The sequence below is a fragment of the Streptomyces sp. NPDC091416 genome (assembly GCF_044756845.1).
GTDB lineage: Bacteria > Actinomycetota > Actinomycetes > Streptomycetales > Streptomycetaceae > Streptomyces.
The window spans coordinates 299,983-320,103 of the sequence record NZ_JBIVTU010000004.1 but is presented as its reverse complement, the minus strand read 5'-3'; the positions used below and the strand labels follow the sequence as shown (position 1 = coordinate 320,103).

Annotated in this window: 17 protein-coding genes; 8 read left to right on the top strand and 9 right to left on the bottom strand. The window is 73.4% G+C overall.

The window, feature by feature from the left end:
* Positions 1-15: 15 nt before the first annotated feature.
* Complete coding sequence (locus ACIQMX_RS15010; RefSeq protein ID WP_402478019.1) at positions 16-825, top strand: helix-turn-helix domain-containing protein; 810 nt, start codon at positions 16-18, stop codon at positions 823-825.
* Here the strand turns inward: ACIQMX_RS15010 and ACIQMX_RS15005 are convergent.
* From ACIQMX_RS15005 to ligA, 5 genes are all read right to left on the bottom strand, one after another.
* Positions 815-1,558: a YoaK family protein gene (locus ACIQMX_RS15005; protein WP_363066123.1), complete on the bottom strand. Its 744-nt coding sequence runs from the start codon at positions 1,556-1,558 to the stop codon at positions 815-817. The genes ACIQMX_RS15010 and ACIQMX_RS15005 overlap by 11 nt on opposite strands.
* Before the next feature lie 142 nt (positions 1,559-1,700).
* The gene (gene secD / locus ACIQMX_RS15000) at positions 1,701-3,980 is read right to left on the bottom strand and encodes a protein translocase subunit SecD (RefSeq protein WP_402478016.1); all 2,280 of its coding nucleotides are present in this window, start codon (positions 3,978-3,980) and stop codon (positions 1,701-1,703) included.
* A gap of 58 nt (positions 3,981-4,038) precedes the next feature.
* Positions 4,039-4,716, bottom strand: coding sequence for a hypothetical protein (locus ACIQMX_RS14995; protein WP_402478013.1), 678 nt, complete (start codon positions 4,714-4,716; stop codon positions 4,039-4,041).
* Between the two features lie 65 nt (positions 4,717-4,781).
* On the bottom strand, positions 4,782-5,621 hold the full coding sequence (locus ACIQMX_RS14990) for a rod shape-determining protein (protein WP_402478011.1): 840 nt from the start codon (positions 5,619-5,621) through the stop codon (positions 4,782-4,784).
* A 267-nt stretch (positions 5,622-5,888) separates the two neighbouring features.
* Complete coding sequence (gene ligA, locus ACIQMX_RS14985) at positions 5,889-7,979, bottom strand: NAD-dependent DNA ligase LigA (protein ID WP_402478008.1); 2,091 nt, start codon at positions 7,977-7,979, stop codon at positions 5,889-5,891.
* A 284-nt stretch (positions 7,980-8,263) separates the two neighbouring features.
* On the opposite strand from ligA, the gene ACIQMX_RS14980 reads away from it, so the two are divergent.
* The 3 genes from ACIQMX_RS14980 (at position 8,264) to ACIQMX_RS14970 (ending at position 11,000) form a co-directional block, all read left to right on the top strand.
* Positions 8,264-9,214, top strand: coding sequence for a DUF1996 domain-containing protein (locus tag ACIQMX_RS14980; protein ID WP_402478005.1), 951 nt, complete (start codon positions 8,264-8,266; stop codon positions 9,212-9,214).
* Between the two features lie 78 nt (positions 9,215-9,292).
* Positions 9,293-9,874: a DUF305 domain-containing protein gene (locus ACIQMX_RS14975; RefSeq protein WP_402478477.1), complete on the top strand. Its 582-nt coding sequence runs from the start codon at positions 9,293-9,295 to the stop codon at positions 9,872-9,874.
* A gap of 73 nt (positions 9,875-9,947) precedes the next feature.
* Positions 9,948-11,000 (top strand): LacI family DNA-binding transcriptional regulator, encoded by a 1,053-nt coding sequence (locus ACIQMX_RS14970; protein ID WP_402478003.1) that lies wholly within the window; start codon positions 9,948-9,950, stop codon positions 10,998-11,000.
* Between the two features lie 19 nt (positions 11,001-11,019).
* Here the strand turns inward: ACIQMX_RS14970 and ACIQMX_RS14965 are convergent, their stop codons facing one another.
* Together ACIQMX_RS14965 and ACIQMX_RS14960 are read right to left on the bottom strand one after the other, a co-directional pair.
* On the bottom strand, positions 11,020-13,161 hold the full coding sequence (locus ACIQMX_RS14965) for an alkaline phosphatase family protein (RefSeq protein ID WP_402478000.1): 2,142 nt from the start codon (positions 13,159-13,161) through the stop codon (positions 11,020-11,022).
* Positions 13,162-13,267: 106 nt separating this feature from the next.
* Entirely contained in the window at positions 13,268-13,672 is a 405-nt protein-coding gene (locus ACIQMX_RS14960; RefSeq protein WP_402477998.1) for a hypothetical protein, read from the bottom strand.
* A 175-nt stretch (positions 13,673-13,847) separates the two neighbouring features.
* On the opposite strand from ACIQMX_RS14960, the gene ACIQMX_RS14955 reads away from it, so the two are divergent.
* Positions 13,848-14,630, top strand: a complete 783-nt coding sequence (locus ACIQMX_RS14955) for an MBL fold metallo-hydrolase (RefSeq protein WP_402477996.1) — start codon at positions 13,848-13,850, stop codon at positions 14,628-14,630.
* A complete protein-coding gene (locus ACIQMX_RS14950; protein WP_363066119.1) occupies positions 14,630-15,256 on the top strand; it encodes a DedA family protein in 627 nt (208 codons plus the stop codon). The genes ACIQMX_RS14955 and ACIQMX_RS14950 overlap by 1 nt, the downstream gene beginning before the upstream one ends.
* Before the next feature lie 15 nt (positions 15,257-15,271).
* Here ACIQMX_RS14950 and ACIQMX_RS14945 read toward each other — a convergent pair whose 3' ends face one another.
* Entirely contained in the window at positions 15,272-16,336 is a 1,065-nt protein-coding gene (locus ACIQMX_RS14945; RefSeq protein WP_363065539.1) for an MBL fold metallo-hydrolase, read from the bottom strand.
* 38 nt (positions 16,337-16,374) lie between these two features.
* Positions 16,375-17,625, bottom strand: a complete 1,251-nt coding sequence (locus ACIQMX_RS14940; protein WP_402477994.1) for an aminotransferase class I/II-fold pyridoxal phosphate-dependent enzyme — start codon at positions 17,623-17,625, stop codon at positions 16,375-16,377.
* A gap of 265 nt (positions 17,626-17,890) precedes the next feature.
* Here ACIQMX_RS14940 and ACIQMX_RS14935 point away from each other — a divergent pair, with 265 nt between their 5' ends.
* Together ACIQMX_RS14935 and ACIQMX_RS14930 are read left to right on the top strand one after the other, a co-directional pair.
* On the top strand, positions 17,891-19,045 hold the full coding sequence (locus ACIQMX_RS14935) for a mandelate racemase/muconate lactonizing enzyme family protein (RefSeq protein WP_363065535.1): 1,155 nt from the start codon (positions 17,891-17,893) through the stop codon (positions 19,043-19,045).
* 74 nt (positions 19,046-19,119) lie between these two features.
* On the top strand, positions 19,120-20,070 hold the full coding sequence (locus ACIQMX_RS14930) for a zinc-binding dehydrogenase (protein WP_402478474.1): 951 nt from the start codon (positions 19,120-19,122) through the stop codon (positions 20,068-20,070).
* Positions 20,071-20,121: the final 51 nt, after the last annotated feature.

The following is a 20,121-nucleotide window of genomic DNA, read 5'->3' as shown; positions in this document are numbered from 1 at the left end:
CGTTACGGTCTCGGTATGACAACTGTCGCGTGTGACACGGGGGTAGGGCCGCTGCTGCGCAGCTGGCGGGAGCGACGCCGGATAAGCCAGCTGGAGCTGGCGCTGCGGGCCGACTCCTCGGCACGGCACATCTCCTTCATCGAGACGGGCCGCTCCCGCCCCAGCGAGGAGATGGTCCTGCGGCTGGCCGGCCATCTGGACGTGCCGGTACGGGAACGCAACGCGCTGCTGGTGGTCGCCGGTTACGCGCCGCGCTTCACGGAGACCGCGCTCGACGACCCGGCGATGGGCGCGCTGCGCGAGGGCATGGAGCGGCTGCTCCAGGGCTACGAACCGTATCCGGCGTTCGTCGTCGACGGCCTCTACACCGTGGTGGCGGCCAATCAGGGGATGACCCGGCTGCTGGACGGGGTGGCGGACCATCTGCTCGCCCCGCCGCTGAACGCGATGCGGCTCACCCTGCATCCGGAGGGCCTGGCCCCGCGCATCCGCAATCTGCGGGAGTGGCGGGCCGATCTGCTGGCCCAGATGGAGCGTCAGATCGCCCTGGTCCGTTCGGCGGAGCTGCGTGCACTGTACGAGGAGGTCGCGGGCTATCCCGTACCGGACCGGACGGCGGGTGGAGGAGACGGGTCCGCGCCCTCGTCCTCGGTTCCGTTCGCCCTGCCCCTCGTGATCGAGCACGGCGGGCAGTTGCTCTCCTTCGTCGCGTCGATCGCCACGTTCAACACCCCGATGGACGTGACGGTCGCGGAGCTGGCCATCGAGACGCTGCTGCCGGCCGACGCGGCCACCGCCGGCTTCCTTCGGTCGCTCATCCGCTGACGACGGGCCGGGTCCACGGGGCGTCGGCCCGGGCCAGGACGGAGGCGGCCAGGCCGGCCACGGCGAGGATCACGACGGCCAGCACGAGCGGCAGGACCGGGTGCCCGTGCAGGACGCCCATGGCGCCGACGAGGGCTCCGGCCAGCATGGCAGCGGCGGAGAGGACCCGGCGGCCCGCCTTGCTGCCGGGTCCTCCGGCGAGCCGCCCGTCGGAGGCGATACCGGTGATGGTCAGGGTGAGCACGGTGGTCTTGAGGTCGGGGACGGCGAGCGCCCGCGCGACGGCGTTCTGCAGCCCGAGGCCCAGGGCGAGCAGCGCGATGAGGGTGAAGCGCACACCGCCGGTGTACGGACTGCCCGAGACGAGCGTGACGACGAGAGCGGCCAGCACACACGCCGTCTCGGCGCACAGCGCGTGCAGCAGCATGCGGCCGCGGTGGGCGTGGGACCGGTGGACGAACCGTCCCCCGGTCACCGCGCCTGCCACGAACCCGCCGAGCGCGACGAACGAGGCGACCAGGGAGAATCCGGGGGCTCCGGCGAAGGCGAACCCGGCGAAGACCACGTTTCCGGTCATGTTCGCGACGAAGACCCGGCCCAGTTCCAGATAGCTGACGGCGTCGACCAGCCCGGTGACGACGGTCAGGGCGATCATCAGCGGCGGCAGCGGTCCGTGCCGGTCGTTCATGTCCGGTACGAGGGTGGTCCATGCCTCACGCAGGACCACGGGCACAGGCATGGGCACAGGCGCGCTCCGATCGCGGGACGGTTGATCAGGATGGTCCCCTCGTGCGGTCGGCCGTGGACAGGAACCGGGCGCGTCGTCCCCGCGACGCCCGAACGGCGCAGGGACGACGGCCCGGCAGGGCGCGTGTCTACACACGTGCCCCGTTGTCGAGCGGATCCCGGCGCCCGGCCCCGGACTTCTTGCGGGGAGCGGGGGCGGGCGGCGGGGCCTTGCTGCCGCGCTCCAGGAGGAGGGCGGCGGGGACGGCTGTCATGACCGACGAGTACGTGCCCACGACGATGCCGATCAGCAGGGCGAGGGCGAAGTCCGCGAGGGAGTCGCCGCCCAGCACCGCCAGGGCGACAAGGATGAACAGGGCGCCCATACCGGTGTTGACGGTTCTGGGGACGGTCTGCAGGACGGCCCGGTTCGCCACGTCGGACAGCGGCTTTCTGCGGGCCTTCGCCCACAGCTCCCTGACCCGGTCGAAGACCACGACGGAGTCGTTGACCGAGTACCCGATGACGGTGAGGAGAGCCGCCAGGAAGATGCCGTCGACGGTGCGCCCCAGCCAGGCGAAGGCCCCGACCAGAATGACGACGTCGTGGACGAGCGCCCCGACGGAGGCGACCGCGAACGTCCAGCGGAACCTGATCGCCAGATAGCCCAGTTGGACGAGTACGGCGATGGCCAGGGCGATCAGGGCGTTGCGCCGCAGCTCGTCGCCCAGGCTGGGGCCGATGAGTTCGTCGCGGACCTTGGTGGTCTCGCCGCCTTCCTCGGCGAGGGCGGCGCGCAGCGCGTACTCGTCGTGGTTGTCGAGGTCTCCGGTCCGCACGGAGATGTCGCCGGCGCCCGCCGTGGTGACTTCGGCGTCGCCGAAACCCGCACCGGCCAGTGCGGTGCGCGCGCGCTCCACGTCCACGGGGCGGCTGGTGGAGTACTCGACGAGCCGGCCGCCGGTGAACTCGACGCCCAGGTTGACGCCGCGCACCACGATGCCCGCCACCGCGACCGCGATCAGGACCGCGGAGATCAGCAGCCAGCGCCGGGGTGAGCGCATCAGCTGCGGATCACGGCGGTTGATCCAGGTGCGGACCCGGCCCGGACTCGCGATGCCGTTGACGCCCCGGTAGTCACTGACGAACCGGGAACCGGACGCCGCCTCGGTGAGGGCGCGGGCGATGACGAGCGCGGAGAACATCGACGCGAGGACGCCGATGCCCAGGGTGACACCGAAGCCCTTGACCGGTCCCGAACCGAGGAAGAAGAGCAGGCCCGCCGCGATGAGCGTCGTCACGTTGGAGTCGGCGACGGCGCTCCAGGCGTGCCGGAACCCGGCGGTGAGCGAGGTGCGCAGCGACTTGCCCGGGCGCAGCGCGTGTTCCTCTCTGGCCCGTTCAAAGACCAGCACGTTCGCGTCGACCGCCATCCCGATGGCCAGGACGAACCCGGCGAGTCCGGGCAGGGTGAGGGTGACGCCGAGCGCGATGAGTGCGGCGTACGAGATCACCCCGTAGGCGCCGAGTGCCACGGCGGCGAGTGCGCCGAAGAGCCGGTAGACGACGGTGATGAACAGTGCCGTGGCCGCTGCACCGATGACGGCGGCTCGGGCGCTGGCGTCGATGGCGTCGGCGCCGAGCGTCGGACCGACCGTCCGCTGCTCGACGATCTCGACGGGCACGGGCAGCGCTCCGCCCTGGATCAACAGGGCGAGTTCGCGGGCCTCGCCGGCGCTGAAGGAGCCGGTGATCTGCGTGGATCCCGAGGGCAGTCCGGTGCCGCAGGCGACGGTCGGGGAGACCTGCGGCGAGGAGATCACCTTCTTGTCGAGGACGATCGCGACGCGGCGCCGTTCGTCCTGGACGGGATGGCAGGCCGCGTCGCCGGTCAGCCGGGTCCAGTCCCGGCCCGCGTCCTTGTGGAAGCCGAGGGAGACGGACCATCCCGCGCCCTGCTGGGCGTCGAACGCGGCGGATGCCTCCTTGACTCCCGCGCCCGAGATCGCCGCGGGGCCGAGCGCGAGCGTGCGGCCCTCCTCGTCGGGGAGCTGCACACCGCCGCCCGCCGGGTCGCCGGGACCCTGGACGGCGTGGAAGGTGAGCTGGGCGGTCCTGCCGATGACGTCGGCGGCCTTGCGCGGGTCCTGCACGTCCGGGAGTTCGACGATGATCCGGTCCTCGCCGGAACGGGTCAGGGTCGGTTCCGTGACGCCGAGCGAGTCGATGCGCCCCCGCAGCACCTCCAGCGTGCGGTCGGTGCTCTCCCGGTCGGCCTTCGCGGTGTCGGAGTCCTTGGCCTGCAGCACCATGCGGGTGCCGCCCTGGAGATCGAGGCCGAGTCTGGGGGACATGGTCAGCGTGATGAGCACGGACACGAGCAGCACGGCCGCAGCCAGAACTGCCCGCACCGTGGTGGCGCGGGTCATGCGTGATTCCTCCGAGGGACGGCCGCAACCGCCCCTCCCCCCATCGCCGCGAAGGGCGTCAGGACGGCGGGAGCGGCACGGCGGTGTTGGGGGTCGGGACCGGTGACCGGTCCCCGGGCCGGTGAACGGCCGCCCTCGGAGGCCCGCGCACACCGGGGAGCGCCGCACGGAAGCGCTCGGCGGCCGCGGAGAGCGGGCCGGGCGCGGAAAGGGGGACGGGGTGCGGAAGCGGGATCGCGGGCGGGAGCGGTGGCAGGGTGCCGGGACCGGGCGGCGGAAGGTGCTGCGGGGTGCGGGGCTGCTCGGCGGCGGCCCACGGCTGGGGTCCCGTCGACGGCTGCGGTCCCGCTGCCGGTCCGGGACGGTGGGCGCCCGTCGCGGCGGCCGCACCGGCGCGGCGCAGGACGTCGCGCGTGTCGCGGGCTCCCGGCGTCCGGCCGGCCGGGTGGGTGCGCACGGTGCGGTCCGTACGCGAGGAACGGTCGGTGTGGGCGGCGGACGGCGGGCTTCCGGCCGGGCCTTCGGCCGTGGCGGCCGCTCCGGCCGAGGAGCGGGCGGGCAGTCCGGTTCCGGCGGCCGTGGGTGCGCCGCCCGTGGCGGCGAGGACGGCGAGGAGCAGCGCGACGAGGAACCGCCGGGCCGCCGCCGGGCGTCCACGGGGCGCCCGGGCATCCGGCCGGCCCGCGGGAACGGGCGCGACCGAGTCGTGCCGGGAATGCGGTGCGGCGGAGAACACGTCTGCCGGGGCTCGCCCGTCATCGCCGAGGACCGCGTTCCCCGGGGGCGGCCCCGGGAGCGGGGTCACCCGGATCGGCCGGGGAGGGCCGGCGCGGCCGGGGCGTGGCGGAGCACGGAGCTGAGGATCAGCCCGGCGCCGCGCACGACCGTGGTCGCCGGGTCGTCCGTGAGCCGGAGGCGGACGCCGAGGCGGAGCGCTATGCGGCGGGTGACGTCCGGGCGCAGCGCACCGCCTCCGGCGAGCAGGGGGCCCCTGCGCAGGGCTCCGAGCAGCGCGCCGTGCCGGTCCTGGTGCCACATCCCCATGACCATGTCGACGACCGCCCGGACGACGGCGGTGGGCGCCTCGCCGGGTTCCAGGTCGCTGGTTCCCGTCTCCGCCAGGCGCGCGTCACGAACTCTTCCGTCGACGAGGAGGGTCACCTCGGTCAGCTCGGCGCCGATGTCCACGACGAGGAGCGGGCCGCCGTCCTGCGGTCCGGCGCAGGCCGCGGCGGCCCTCGCGCTGTCCACGACGATGACGCTCGACGGGCCGAGCGCGGTGAGGAGGTCCCGGGCGGCGGCGCGGTGTCCGGATCCGGCGAGAACGGGATGGCTGAGGACGATCACCGCGTCGCTGCGGTCGGCGCCCAGCGCGGTGTCGGCGATCCGGCCGAGCATCCGGCCACAGGATTCCGCGTCGATGATGCGTCCGCGCCGGACCGGACGGCCTCCGTGCCCGTAGTCACCGGCGGGGTCCGACCCGGTGTCCGCGACGACGCCCTGCCCGGGGATCCAGGCCCGTGTACGGGAACTGCCGAGGTCGAGCGCGAGCCCGCGGGTGTGACCCCGGTGCTGCGGGTGCTGCCCGTGGTGCTTGTGAACGGAGCGGCCCTGCCGCTGTCCGTCGCGCAAAGAAGGCATCGTCCCTCACCCCCGGCCCGCTCACGCGACCGTTCACACACACCCGTTGACCCGCTGATAGCGAGGCATGGCCGAACCCTCACTATGCAATAGGGAGGCAAAGAAAGCCACTCCCGCACCGAATCGAAGGACGGAGCGCTGAGGGGGGAACGCGGCCCGGGCGGCCGGGTTCCGTGCCCGCGGGCGCCCCGGGACTCCGGACATGAGGGCCGGCGCTCCGGGGCTCCGGCCGCCGGACTGCCCCACGTGTCCGGCGGCCCCGAGCCGTCACGCCTCGGACGGCAGGAATTCCTCGATCAGTCCGGCGAACTCCTCCGGTGCGGCGATCCGCACGCCCAGGTCCTCCGCCTTGGTGCGCTTGGATCCCGCCTTCTCGCCGGCGACCAGGAGCGTGGTGCGCTTGGAGACGCTGGAGGACGACTTCCCGCCGGCGCGCTCGATCAGCTCGTTCATCTGATTGCGCGAGAGCTTCTCCAGGACCCCCGTCATCGCTCCGCTGACCACCACGGTCATCCCGTCCAGCGGCCGCCCCGCCACGCTGCCGCTCGCCGCCGCCTCGTCCTCCTCGCCCGGCTCCGGCGGCGGCGTCGCGCCCGGCTCGGTCATCGAGACCCCGGCGGCGACCAGCTTCTCGATCAGCGGGGCCAGCTCCACCAGCTCCGCGACGACGCCGGCCGCCTTCTCCTTGCCGATGCCGTCGACCCGCTGGAGCGTCTCGACGTCGGCGGCTCTGATCCGGTCCATGTCGGCGAAGTAGCGCGCGATCCGCCGGGACATGGAGCGCCCGGTGCCCCGGACCCCGAGGGCGCAGAAGACCCGGGACAGCGGCTGTGCGCGCGCCGCGTCGATGGCGGCCAGGAGGTTGTCGGTGCTGGTCTCGCCCATCCGCTCCAGGGCGAGCAGCTGGTCGCGCTCCAGGGTGAACAGATCGGCGAAGTCGGCGACCAGTCCGGCGTCGACCAGCTGGACCACCCGGGTCGCCCCGAGGCCCTCGATGTCGAGCTGGTCGCGCCCCGCCGCGTACGAGATGGAGGCCACCAGACGGCAGTCGCGGCCCCGGACGCAGCGCCAGCGCTGCTCGCTGGTGTCGATCTCGGAACCGCACTGCGGACATGCCTCGGGGAAGACGACCGGCTGCTCGTCACCGGTCCGCAGATGGGCGACGGGGGCCTCGATGCGGGGAATGATGTCGCCCGCCTTGTAGACCATCACATGGTCGCCGATCCGCAGATCGCGGCGGGTGATGTCGGCCGGGTTGTGCAGGGTGGCGTAGCCGACGGTCGATCCGTCGATCTCGACCGGCTCCAGCACGGCGCGCGGCGCGATGATGCCGGTACGGCCCACGTTCCACTCGACGCCGAGCAGGCGGGTGACCTTTTCGACAGCCGGCAGCTTGTACGCGATGGCCCAGCGCGGCGCCCGGGTGCCGGAGCCCGCGTCCCGCCGGTCGGCGGCGAGGTCCGCCTTGATGACGATGCCGTCGATGCCGAAGGGCAACGAGGCGCGCAGCGAGGCGACTTCCTCGACCCGCGCCTGGACCTCCTCGACGGTGGCGACGGTACGCGGCGCGACTGCCGTGTCCGCCGCGGTGTGCACGCCGAGGCCCGCCACATGTCCGAGGGTCTCGCTGTGGGGCAGCTCGGCCAGCCTGCCGGTCAGCTCGCCGGAGTCGGGCAGCGCCAGCGCGTCGTACGCGAAGAACGTCATCTCCACCGTGTAGGGCCGGTCCTTGGCGCGCAGGGTGCCCGCCGCGCCGTTGCGCGCGTTGGCGAAGGGCGCGCCGCCGTGCTCCGTGCGGAGCGTGTTGGCCTGCTCGAACTGCCCGGCCGTCATCAGGATCTCGCCACGCATCTCGATGGTGACCGGCTCGGCGAGCTGCCGGGGCAGCCCGACGACGGTGCCGATCGCGTGCGACACGTCCTCGCCGGCGGTGCCGTCGCCACGGGTGATGAGCTGCTCCAGCCGGCCGGCGCGGTAACGGGCGGCGACCGCCAGCCCGTCGAGCTTGGGCTCGACGCTCCAGGCGGTGACCGGCCGGCCGATCCGGCGCTCCAGCGAGGCGGTCCAGGTGACGAACTGCTCGGCAGAGAAGACGTTGTCCAGGGAGAGCATCGGAACCGTGTGCGGCACGTCCCCGACCGCCGCGCCACCGGCCACCTTGCCGGTCGGCGACTCGGCCAGCACGTCCTGGGGGTGGTCCTGTTCGTATGCGGCGATGCCGCGCGCCAGCCGGTCGTACGCATCGTCGTCGAGCGCGCTCTCGCCCGTGGCGTAGTACGCGGCGGCGGCCTGCGAAGCCTCTTCGACCGCGGCGGCGTAGGCGGCGGTATCGGCGAGCACAACAGCTGAGTTCGTCATGCCCCCATCCTGCCGCCCGCCACTGACAACGCCCTGGTCATGACCTCCGTGACCCGCTCCGGGGCAGCCGCGGACCACCGTCCGCCCCCTATGCGGCGCCATCCACCGATACCTCATACGAGAGAGCGCTCTCCCGGCCATGAAGCCCCACAACTAGGTTCAGAAGGAAGGGAATTGCAGGTCCGCGCCTTCTATTGACATGCCTCGGACACGCTTCTACGTTCCTCCGAGAGAGCGCTCTCTCGCATCGCCAAGGAACCCCACTTCCCCCGAACAGGAGTGCCGTGCTCTTCTTCCCTCATCGACGCACCGGCGAAGACAGCCACCGCAGAACCCTTCCGCCCCGGCGGTACCGAACCGCGGCCCTCGTCGCCGCCGCACTCGCCCTGTCCTTCCTCCAGGCCGCCAACGGCAGCGCGTCCGCCGGGCCCGCCACGGCGGCCGCGGCCCCGACCGCTCCCCGGGCGGCCGCCGACGTCGTACGGGTCGCCGAGTTCCTCGCCGAGTGCCCGTACACGCACCGGGCCCCCGACGACCCGATCGTCTTCCCGGGTCTGCCCGGGGCCTCGCACATGCACAGCTTCTTCGGCAACGACTCGACGAACGGCAACTCCGACCTCGCCTCCCTGGAGAGGGCCAGGACCAGTTGCGCCCCCGACACGGACCTGTCGTCCTACTGGGTGCCGACGCTCTACGACGGCGACAAGGAGGTCGAACCCACCGGCACGACCTTCTACTACCTGGGCGAAGGCGTCCGGGACGACGTCATCCGGCGGATCCAGCCCTTCCCCCGCGGTCTGCGCATCGTCGCCGGGAACGCGAAGGCTACCGGCCCCGACGACAACACCATCTCGCGCTGGTCCTGCCTGCACCACGGCGAGGTCAACCCGTCCCACGACTTCGTCAACTGCCCGGCGGGCGCGATGCTGGAGTCGTATCTGGACTTCCCGCAGTGCTGGAACGGCCGGGACCTCGACTCGGCCGACCACAAGAGCCACATGGCGTACCCCGTCGGCGGCGACTGCCCGTCCACCCACCCGGTGCCGGTTCCCAAGCTCCGCCAGGTCCTGCGGTACCCCGTCAACGGTGACCCGGCCCGGTTGCGACTGGCGTCCGGCCGGGGCTACACGATGCACGGCGACTTCTTCAACGTGTGGCCCGAGGCCGAGATGGCGCAGCGCGTCCGCGACTGCATCAACGCCATCGTGAAGTGCGGTGCCGACGGCACCCCCTGACCGCCCGCCACCCACCCGACGCCCGTCCGGGGCCGCGCCCCCGGACGGGCCTTCCCCGAGGAACCCGGAGCTTTCATGATGAAGCCGGCCCGCATCACCGCGGCACTGGCCCTGCTGCTCCTCCTCGCAGGCTGCGCGGCCCCGGCGGACGCGGAGCGGCCGGCCCGGCCGGGCCCCGCCACATCCGCTCCCCCGCTCTCCGTCCCGGCCGATCCGACGGATGCCGCCTGGGTCCAGCTGATGACACCCATGAACGAACAGGCCGTCGCGCTGCTGGCGCTCGCCGGGGACAGGGCCGCAGATCCCCGCGTACGGAGTTGGGCGGCCACCCTGCGTACGGCACAGAACGGCGAACTCGCGCGGCTGCGAGCGCTGTTGTCCCGGATGGGGCTGCCGGACACCAATGTGCACGAGGGCCATGACATGCCGGGAATGGTGACGGAGCACGATCTCGGACGGGCCCGCACCGTCCGCGGCGGGGCCTTCGACCGCTTTCTCCTGGCACAGATCGGCGACCATCTGCGCCAGTCCGCCCAGGTGTCGCGCTCCGAGACGAAGGCCGGAACCCGCCCGGACGCCAGGCAGCTCGCCGCAGCGCTCGTGGCGGCCCGCCGGGCCGGACTCGACCGGCTCGCAGGCCTCTCCTCACGCGTCGGTTGAGCCCCGGCCCCCGTACGGCCACGCTCTTCACGGCCGTTTCCACGCCTCTCGAACCACCCGGTATAAAGACTGCATGACTGCCGACGTGCCCCTGCCCGCCCGTCCCGCCACGCTGGAGGACGTCGCTCTGGTGGCCGGAGTGTCGCGGGCGACGGTGTCCCGGGTGATCAACGGGGCGACGACCGTGGATCCGTCGCTGCGGCGGCTGGTCGAGGAGGCGGTGGGCGCCACCGGGTACGTGCCCAACCGCGCGGCCCGCTCGCTGGTGACCCGGCGCACCGACTCGATCGCGCTCGTCGTGTCGGAGCGGGAGCGGCGCACCGTGTCCGAGCCCTTCGTCGGCCGGATGTTCTCCGATCCGTACTTCGGGCGGGTGGTCAGCGGACTGCTGGAGGTCCTGCGGCCGGCGGGTATCCAGCTGGTGCTCATGCTGGCCGACGACCAGGAGTCCCGCGACCAGTTGCTGTCCTATCTGCGTCACGGGCACGTCGACGGGGTGGTGCTGATCTCGTCGCACGCCGAGGATCCGCTCCCTGGGCTGCTGCACGACACGCGACTGCCCGCCGTGCTCGCCGGGCAGCCCCGCAGGCCCTCGCCGATCACCTATGTCGAGGCGGACCAGCGGGCCGGCGCCCAGCTGGCGGCGGATCACCTGGCGTCGCTGGGCCGCCGGCGCATCGGCACCGTGTCGGGCCCGCAGGACATGCCGGCCGGTCAGGCACGGCTCACCGGTTTCCTGGACGCGCTCGCCGCCCACGGCATCCGGGACGTGGCAACCGCCGAGGGCGACTTCACGCATGCGGGCGGGGCGGCCGCGATGCGGCGGCTGCTCACCGGCCGGCCCGACCTGGACGGGGTGTTCATCGCGTCGGACCTGATGGCCCTGGGTGCCATTCCGGTGCTGCTGCGGGCCGGCAAGGACGTTCCGCGGGATGTCGCGCTCGTCGGCTTCGACGACAGCAGCGCGGCCCTGGCCTGCGATCCGCCGCTGACGACCGTGCGGCAGCCGGTGGAGGAGATGTCCGCGGAGATGGCCCGGCTGCTGCTGAAGCAGATAGGCAAACCGGGTGCGCCGGCACCTTCGGTGGTCTTCCATCCGACGCTGGTCCGGCGGCAGTCGGCCTGACCGGAGCCACCGGGTGCGGTCAGGCCCCCGGGCCGGTGCCCGCCGCCTTCTCCGTCCCGGGGAGGCCGTCACCGGCCTCCCGTACAGGCTCCTTCGCCCGCACCGGAACCTGCGGCCCCGATACCTCGCGCAGCCAGCGCCTCAGGACCCGGTGCACGGCCTCCGCGCCGACCAGTTCGGACGCCCGCCGGCCGTCCTCGGCGGCCGCCTCCAGCGGGTCGGTCATGGCGCGCGGCGACAGCAGGAACGGCCGTGACTGCTCACCGCCGAGCCCGCCGTGGGAGCCGATCTGTTCCTCGAAGGCGTGCACCCTGCCGGTCCCGGGGTCGTACATCGAGTTGACCATCACATCGGCGACGTGCGGGAACGTGTCGGTGCGCCGGACCGCGTCGGCGGCGCCCGGGCCGAAGGGCGCGAGCGGGCCCTGCCCGTCCTTCAGATCCGCCACGGGGATCCGCGCGCCGTCCCGTCCCAGGACCACCGATCCGTCGCGCTCGCTGCGGACGAGGAGGAAGCCGATGCCCGGGTGGTTGGCGAGGGTGCCGAGCAGCGCCGGGTGGCGGCGGTCGATCTCCTCCTGCGAGGCGCGGCCTTCGATGTCGGGAAAGGAGATCAGACCGAGGTTGCCCGAGGCCAGGACGACCGGGTCGGAGGCCTTCGTCGTCTGCTTCTCCTCTCCGTCGGCCACCGGCCGGTGCAGGGCGATACGGACCGCGTCACGCGCCTCGGAACCGCTGCGCGTGCGCTGGGCCCTACGGGGGACCGGCAGCCCGCTGCCCGCCCGCACCAGGTCCTTGAGCGTCAGCCCGTACGCGCCGGCGAAGGTCTCCCCGGGGCTCTGTCCGTGGTCGGACAGGAGCACGACGCGGTAGTCGCGCGGTGTGTGTTCGGCGACCTTGACGATCAGGGCGAGCGAGCGGTCCAGCCTGGCGAGGACCTTCTCGGCGTCCCGGCTGCGCGGGCCCGAGTGGTGGGCGACCTCGTCGTACGCGACGAGGTCGGCGTAGACGGCGGTCCGTCCCCCGAACATGTCGCCGATGACGGCCGACACCACCACGTCGCGTTCGACGACGGTCGCGAAGGCCCGGATGAAGGGGTAGAGCCCGCCGCGCTTGATCCGGGGCGACTCCTTGCGGATCCTGGCCCGGGTCGACTGGCCGATCTCGCGTCCGGCCTCGGCGACGAACGAGAGCGCGGTACGGACGGCGTTGGCGGGGTCCGAGAAGTAGGCGAAGTAGCCGGCCCGGGAGCGGCGGCCCTTGCCCCGCCGGGCGGCCATGGATAGGACGAGGGCGAGCTGGTCGGCGCCGCCGCTGAAGAGGTTGCCGCGGCTGGCGCCGTCGACGGTGAGCAGTCCGCCGTCGTGGGTGCGCGTGATGGCGCGGCGCTGGAGTTCGAGGGCGCTCGCCGGTCTGCTGGAGACCATGATGTCGCCGGTCTCCTTCTCGTACCAGCGGAAGGCGGGGACGTCGTGGTTGCTGCCGTGCAGGATGCCGAGCTGGCTGGCACCGGTCTGGCTGGACCAGTCGGTGCGCCACGGGGTGAGCCGGTGGCCGTCGGAGTCGGCCAGCCAGTGCGCGACGGTCGGCATGACGCCGTCGGCCGCGGCCTGCGCGAGGACGTCGTGGCCGACGCCGTCGAGCTGGATGAAGACGGTGCCGGGCGGTCCTTCGCCGCCCGCACCGCCCGTGCCGCTGCGGCGGCGGCGCCGTTGGGCCAGGCGCGAGAGTCTTCGGCGGTAGGCGTTGTCGTCACGGACGGCCAGTGCCGTGGAGGTCGCGGACGCGACGGCGGACATGACGGCAGCGACGACGACGGCCGTCTCCGGGGCTGCGGCGCCCCGCCCGTCCGGGATGAGCCACAGGGCGATGAGGAGCAGCGAGCCGTTGAGGAAGAAGACCAGCATGCCGAGGACGAAGGCGGGCACGATGAGCAGGGCCCGTACGAGTACCGGCCAGACCAGTGCCGAGAGCAGACCGAACGCGCCCGCGCCCCACGCCGCGGTGAACGCGGTCTTGGTCACGCTGTCGCCGTCGTCCGACTGGAGCTGGAAGTCCGGCAGAATCCCGGCGAGCCCCAGCAGAGTGATCGTCGAGACCGCCCACACCATGATCACTCGCATCAGGGCGCTTCCGGCTGTCCGCCATCGCCCGTCACCCACGCCGCTGCCACCTCACGTCCGGGCCCTGCCGTTCCGGGCCCCGCTCCAGCCTTTCACAGCGGGCGCGGCGAGCCGTGACGCGATGGCCGGTGGGCCGCGCGGGAGGTCAGCAGCCGTCGTATCCGGCGGTCGGCATGGAGAGCCTGCGGTGCACGCTGGCCTTCGTACGGGAGCTGTACCGCGGTTCGTCGAGACCGGCGATCTCCAGGCGGACGCCGCGCCGCTCGCACTCCGCGGCGAACTGCGCAACCGAGGCGACGGCGCGTGCGAGCACCCGGTCGGTGGGGGCGACGAAGAGTTCGACCTCGCCGCCCTCCACGTCGGCCCAGAGCCCGTGGTGGTCGGGGCGCAGTCCGTAGAAGCGCAGCTGCCGGGTGACGACGTAGCCCTGGTCGGCGGCCCACCGGGCGCACATGGCGTGCTGGCTGCGGGTGTCGACGAGGAACGGATCGCTGTCGAGTTCCTCCAGCGGTGTGAGGCTGGCGATGGCCGCCACGCGTACGTCCCCCATTGGCTGTCCCCCGTGCTAGGCGTTCTGCGACCCTACCGGCAGGATTCCCGTTCCAGAAGGCGCACGTCAGGGCGGGAAGGGGCGCCCGTGGGGGCCCGGGAGTGCGCCGGAGGCCGTGGCGGGCGCCGTCCGCCCCGTAGGCTCGTGGGCAGGTCCGACGAGGAGGAGGCGGCACGTGCCGGTGGAGATCACCTGGTGGGGTCATGCCACGTGCACGATCGAGGACTCCGGGGTGCGGGTCCTGACGGACCCTCTTTTCGTACGGCGCTTCGCGCATCTGCGGCGGCGGCGCGGTGAGCTGCCCGGCCCGGCGGCGGCGGTGGCCGATGTGGTGCTGATCTCGCATCTGCACTCCGACCATCTGCATCTGCCGTCCCTGGCCCGCATCGCCCCGGGCGCCCGTCTGATCGTCCCGCTGGGGGCGGTACGGGCGGTGCCGGGGCTCCGGATGCTGCGCAGGATGCGGGGGCTGCGGATCACCGAGGTGGCGGCGGGCGACGAGGTGCGCGTCGGCGCGGTGCGGGTCAGGGCCGTGCCGGCCCTGCACGACGGGCGGCGCCTCCCGGTCGGCCCGCACCGCTCCCCCGCGCTCGGCTACGTCGTCGAGGGCGGGACCCGGACGTACTTCGCCGGGGACACCGGGCTCTTCGACGCCATGGCGGACGCGGTCGGTCCGGTGGACGTGGCCCTGCTGCCGGTCGGCGGCTGGGGACCGTATCTGGGACACAGCCATCTGGACGCGACGCGGGCCGCCGAGGCGCTGGTCCGGATCGCGCCGCGGGCCGCGGTGCCGGTGCACTACGGCACGTACTGGCCGATCGGGATGGACGGGATCCGGCCGCACGAGTTCCACTCGCCGGGTGACGAGTTCGTCCGCCAGGCGGCGCTGCGGGCGCCCGGGGTGGCGGTGCACCGGCTGGAGCACGGCGAGCGGGTACGGCCGGGGGCCTGCGGGTGATACACGAGTTCCTCCGGCAGACGACACAGCTGCCCCCCGAGTCGACGCAGCAGGCCGTCGGATATCCCTCGCTGTTCCTGCTGGTGGCGCTGGGCGCCCTGGTGCCGGTGGTGCCGACGGGGGCGCTGGTGAGTTCGGCGGCCGTGGTGGCCTTCCATCAGTCGTCACCGTTCTCGATGCTGATCGTCTTCGCGGTGGCGTCGTCCGCCGCGTTCCTCGGGGACATCTGCCTGTACTGGCTGGGGCAGCGCGGGGTGCGGTCGAAGAACGGTTCCAGGTGGCTGCGGGCGATCAGCGACCGGGCGGCGCCGGAACGGCTCGCGCAGGCGCAGCGGAAGCTCGACGAGCACGGAGCGATGGTGCTGGTGCTGTCCCGGCTGGTGCCGGCGGGGCGGATCCCGGTGATGCTGGCGTGCCTGCTGGGCCGGATGCCACTGCGGCGGTTCGCCCGGGGCGACGTGCCGGCGTGTCTGGCCTGGGCGGCCACGTATCAGCTGATCGGGATCCTGGGCGGTTCGCTGTTCCCCGAGCCGTGGCAGGGCGTCGTGGCCGCGGTGGGTCTGACGCTGCTGATCAGCGGGGCGCCGGCCCTGTGGCACCGGCTGCGCGGCCGGTCCGGCCGGTGACCCGCGGGGTGCGGGTCAGCCGCTGAGGGCCCGCGGTTCGCTCGTGGTGTCGAGGATGCGCGAGCCGCCGATGGGCAGGTCCCAGAGCCGCTCGCGCGGGTGGCCGGCCCGTCGCCAGGCGGTGCGCAGCCGGGTGAGCGGTTCGAGTACGGGCTCCGCGGAGAGCAGGAAGGTCGCCCAGTGCATGGGCGCCATCGCGTGGGCGCCGAGATCCTCGTACGCCTGCACGGCCTCCTCCGGGTCGGCGTGCACATCGGCGAGCCACCAGCGCGGTTCGTAGGCCCCGATCGGCAGCAGGGCGAGGTCGATGCCGGGGTGGCGGCGGCCGATCTCGGCGAACCAGTGGCCGTAGCCGGTGTCGCCGGCGAAGTAGACCCGCTGCCCCCGGCCGGGCCCGGTGGTGTCCTCGATGACCCAGCCGCCCCACAGCGAGCGGCAGGTGTCGGTGAGGGTGCGCTTGGACCAGTGGTGCGAGGGCACGAAGTCGAAGCGGACTCCGTCCAGTTCCGCCGACTCCCACCAGTCGAGTTCGGTGACGGGGCCGAAGCCTCGGCGGCGGCACCAGCGGCCCAGTCCGGCCGGGACGAACAGCGGGGTGTGCCGGGGCAGCCGGCGCAGGGTGGGTGCGTCGAGATGGTCGTAGTGGTTGTGGCTGATGACGACGGCGTCGATCGTCGGCAGGTCGTCCCAGGGCACGCCGACGGGGGTGATGCGGGCCGGGGTGCCGAGGATGCGGCGGGACCAGACGGGGTCGGCGAGCACGGTCAGTCCGCCGGTGCGGATGATCCAGCTGGCGTGCCCGGCCCAGGTGACGCAGGTGGTTCCGGCCGGGGTGCCGGGGAGCGGCTCGGGGGCGTACGGCAGCCGGTGGATGCCGCGCAGTCCCTCGGCGTTGGGCCGGATGGAGTGTTCGCGGGCCAGCCGGGGCATGCCCGTCAGGCCGGGGAGGGGTGCGGTGAGCCGGTCGGCGAAGCTGCTGGGCCAGGTCCGCACCTCGCCGAGGGGGCGCGGGGTGACGATCTCTCCGCAGGACACCGCGCGCCCGTCTCGGGCGGGGGAGCGCTCGGTCTGTTCCGTCATCGAGGGACTCCCGTCTCACAGAGCGTCGGAGCAGCGCGTCAGCGGAGTTCGTCGAGGGCCGCCCGGAACATGCTCAGCGCTGCCGTGACGTGCGGCAATCCGAGAGGGTCCGGTGAGGTGAGGGACTCCGTCTGCTGCTGCGGTGTCGAGCCGAGCAGCGGTCCGGTGCCCAGCCGCACCCGCAGGGCTCCCAGTTCGTCGCCGAACCGGTGACCGCCGGGGGCCGGGGCCCCGAGGCGGCCCGTCAGGTACTCCTCCAGCTCCAGCGAGTCCGTGACCCCGCGGGCGGCGAGCCGGGAGCGGAGCGGGCCGAGGTCCGCGTACAGGTGACGGCCCGCCTGCGGGGGCCGGGCCAGCGCGCCGGAGGCGAGGACCGCCTGGTGGGCGGCGGAGGCGACCCGGGCCTGGAGGGCGGCGGCCCGGCGGACGCGTGCGGTGACGGCGTCCGGTTCGTGCAGCGCGTGGGCCGCGGCGGCCGCGACCGGGCCCGCGACGAGGGCGCCGAGCGCGGTGAGGATGTCGAGCGTACGGGCGTGGCGCACCGCCGAGCGCTCGGTGTCGGGGAACCGGGCGACGGCGACCGGCCAGGCCGACGGGGTCAGCGCGCCCGCAAGATCGGAGACGACCGTCACGTCGTCGGGGCACATCTCGGCGGGGCTGAGCAGCACCGTGTCGTGCGGCCGGTGCAGGGTGTCGCGCCACGTCTCGTCGCTGACGATGTGCAGCCCTTCGGCGACGGCCGCCTCGCACGCCTCGCGCACCAGTTCCGGCGAGGCGACCGTGGCGGTCGGGTCGTCGGCCACCGAGATCAGCAGCAGCCGCGGCCTGCCGCCCTCGGCGCGCACGCGCCGTACGGTCTCCAGGAGCGCGTAGGGGTCGGGCACGCCGCCGCACTCGGCGGGGGTGGGGACCTGGTAGGCGGGCCTGCCCAGCAGCCGGGCCTGCGGGATCCAGGAGGCGGGGCAGGGGCGCGGCACCAGTACGTCGCCGCCGTGCGCGGCGATCAGGGCGAGGACCAGCGGGGAGGTACCCGGCGCGGCGGCGATGTGCCCGGGGCCGCCGTGCAGTCCGCGCCGGTCCCAGTAGGCACGGGCCGCCTCACGCAGGGCGGCCGAGCCGCCTGCCGGTTCGGGTGCGCCGCGGCCGGCCGCCGCGGCGAGCACCTCGGCCAGTTCGGGCAGCACGGGCAGGCCGGGGTCCGGCGCGGGCGGTCCGTACCGTACGGGCCCGCGGTCCTCGCGGACCCCTGGCCCGCCGTCCCCCTGACGTCCGGTCCGCTCCCGGCCCATCCGGGCCTCCTTCGCCGCCGCTCGGTCACCGTGCCCGTCGACCGGGCCGTGTCCGCCCCTTTATACGAGGGAATGGGGCGGGGCGCCTGCGCTACCGCGAAGCCGTCCGGAGGGAAGGGGCACGGCCCCGGCAGGCGCGCCGGACGGCCGGAGAACCGCACCGCGACACGACGGCCCCATTGACACTCGCCCCGCCGCGTCATTACGGTCACGCCAGGATTTCGAACGAGTGCCGAAATATCGAACAAGTCGAGGGGCAACTCCCGTGCGTATCACCGGAATCAGCACACATGTGGTCGGAACACCCTGGCGCAACCTCACCTACGTGCAGGTCCATACCGACGAGGGCCTCACCGGTGTGGGCGAGACCCGGATGCTCGGCCGCACCGACGCACTCATCGGCTATCTGCGCGAGGCGGAGGCCAACCACATCTCCGGTTCGGACCCGTTCGCCGTCGAGGACCTCGTACGCCGGATGAAGTACGGCGACTACGGGCGGGCCGGCGAGATCGTCATGTCCGGCATCGCGGTCGTCGAGATGGCCTGCTGGGACATCAAGGGCAAGGCGCTCGGCGTCCCCGTCTGGCAGCTGCTCGGCGGCAAGGTCACCGACCGGGTCAAGGCGTACGCCAATGGCTGGTACACCACCGAGCGGACCCCGGAGGCCTATCACAAGGCCGCCTCGGCGGTCGTCGCACGCGGCTACCGGGCACTGAAGATCGACCCGTTCGGCACGGGCCACTTCGAGCTGGGCCAGGAGGAGACCCGGTACTCCGTGTCTCTCATCGAGGCGGTCCGCGACGCCATCGGCCCCGACACCGAACTGATGCTGGAGATGCACGGCCGCTTCAGCCCCTCGACGGCGGTGCGGATCGCCCACGAGATGGCCCCGTTCCGGCCGGCCTGGCTGGAGGAGCCGGTGCCGCCGGAGAACCTGAAGGCGCTCGCCAAGGTCGCGGGCAAGGTCGACATGCCCATCGCGACGGGCGAGCGCATCCACGACCGCGTCGAGTTCCGCGAGCTCTTCGAGTCGCAGGCCGCCGACATCATCCAGCCGGACGTCGGCCACATCGGCGGCATCCTGGAGACCCGGAAGCTCGCCGCCACGGCGGAGACCCACTACACGCTGATCGCGCCGCACAACGTGGGCGGTTCGGTCCTGACGGCGGCCAGCCTCCAGGTCGCGGGCTGCACCCCGAACTTCAAGATCCTCGAACACTTCAACGACTTCGCGGACGCCGACATCAAGAAGGTCGTACGCGGCGCCCCGCAGGTCGACCCCGCCACCGGCTGCTTCGAACTCTCCGACGCCCCCGGTCTCGGGGTCGAGCTCGACGTGGACGCGGCGGCCGAATTCCCACAGCAGCAGGCCCGGTTCGACCTGTGGGCCGACGGCTGGGAGAAGAGGCAGCCCAAGTGAGCGACGGACCCGCCCGCTCGCGGGCGATCACGGTCGACCGGCCGGGCGGGCACCGGCTGACGGAAGGACCGGTCATGGAGCCCGGCCCCGGCGAGGTCCGGGTGCGGGTGGCCGCGGCCGGGATCTGCATGAGTGACCGCGAGGTGTACGACGGCCATCGCGACCCGGGTTACGTGCGCTACCCGGTGGTCCCCGGCCACGAGTGGTCGGGGACCGTCGAGGCGGTGGGCGCGGGCGTCGATCCCGCCCTGGCCGGCCGGCGCACGGTCGCCGAGGGCTTCCGTTCCTGCGGCAGCTGCGAGCGGTGCCGCAGCGGTGAGACCTCGCTGTGCACGGCGGGCTACGACGAGACGGGCTTCACCCGGCCCGGCGCGTTCGCCGACCACGTCGTGCTGCCCGCACGCCTGCTGCACCCGCTGGCCGACGACGCCGACCTGCGGGCCGCCGCGCTCCTGGAGCCCGCGGCCGTGGTCGCGGCGGCCGTACGGGCCGGGGCGCCGGAGCCGGGTGAGCGGATCGCGGTCGTGGGCGCGGGAACGCTCGGGCTGCTCGCGGTCCAGCTGCTCGCCGCGGTGTCACCCGGTGAACTCACGGTGATCGATCCGCGGGACGAACGGGCGCGCCAGGCGCTGCGCTTCGGGGCGAGCGAGGCCCTGGCGCCCAAGGATGCCGCTGAGGTGCACGGCCGGTACGACCTGGTGGTGGAGACGGCCGGGGCAGCGACCACCGCGGCCGACGCCTGCCTGCTCGCGCGGCGCGGGGGCCGGGTCGTGCTCACGGGCATGTTCGCGCCGGGAGCCGTCGGCATCGACCCGGTGCACCTGTCACTGAGCCAGCTCACGGTGCGCAGCGTGTTCGGGGCGTCCTCCGCTTCCTGGTCCTACGCGGTACGGGCGTTCACCGCGGGGCTGCTCGATCCGGCCGCGCTGATCACGCACGAGTTCCCGCTGGAGCGGTTCGCGGAGGCCGTGGCGCTGGTCGGGGGCGGCGGCGCGGGGACGGGCAAGGTGCTGATGCGCCCCTGAGGGCTGCTGTCCCGCGATTCCCCGGCTGGACAGCCCTCACGGCCTCTCGCC

Excerpts from the sequence above, each read along its gene's own strand:
- ACIQMX_RS14930 (WP_402478474.1), top strand. The coding sequence starts at position 19,120 with ATGGAGCCCGGCCCCGGCGAGGTCCGGGTGCGGGTGGCCGCGGCCGGG.
- secD (WP_402478016.1), bottom strand. The coding sequence starts at position 3,980 with ATGACCCGCGCCACCACGGTGCGGGCAGTTCTGGCTGCGGCCGTGCTG.
- ACIQMX_RS14945 (WP_363065539.1), bottom strand. The coding sequence starts at position 16,336 with ATGACGGAACAGACCGAGCGCTCCCCCGCCCGAGACGGGCGCGCGGTG.
- ligA (WP_402478008.1), bottom strand. The coding sequence starts at position 7,979 with ATGACGAACTCAGCTGTTGTGCTCGCCGATACCGCCGCCTACGCCGCC.
- ACIQMX_RS14970 (WP_402478003.1), top strand. The coding sequence starts at position 9,948 with ATGACTGCCGACGTGCCCCTGCCCGCCCGTCCCGCCACGCTGGAGGAC.
- ACIQMX_RS14990 (WP_402478011.1), bottom strand. The coding sequence starts at position 5,621 with ATGCCTTCTTTGCGCGACGGACAGCGGCAGGGCCGCTCCGTTCACAAG.
- ACIQMX_RS14975 (WP_402478477.1), top strand. The coding sequence starts at position 9,293 with ATGAAGCCGGCCCGCATCACCGCGGCACTGGCCCTGCTGCTCCTCCTC.
- ACIQMX_RS14940 (WP_402477994.1), bottom strand. The coding sequence starts at position 17,625 with ATGGGCCGGGAGCGGACCGGACGTCAGGGGGACGGCGGGCCAGGGGTC.
- ACIQMX_RS14960 (WP_402477998.1), bottom strand. The coding sequence starts at position 13,672 with ATGGGGGACGTACGCGTGGCGGCCATCGCCAGCCTCACACCGCTGGAG.
- ACIQMX_RS15010 (WP_402478019.1), top strand. The coding sequence starts at position 16 with ATGACAACTGTCGCGTGTGACACGGGGGTAGGGCCGCTGCTGCGCAGC.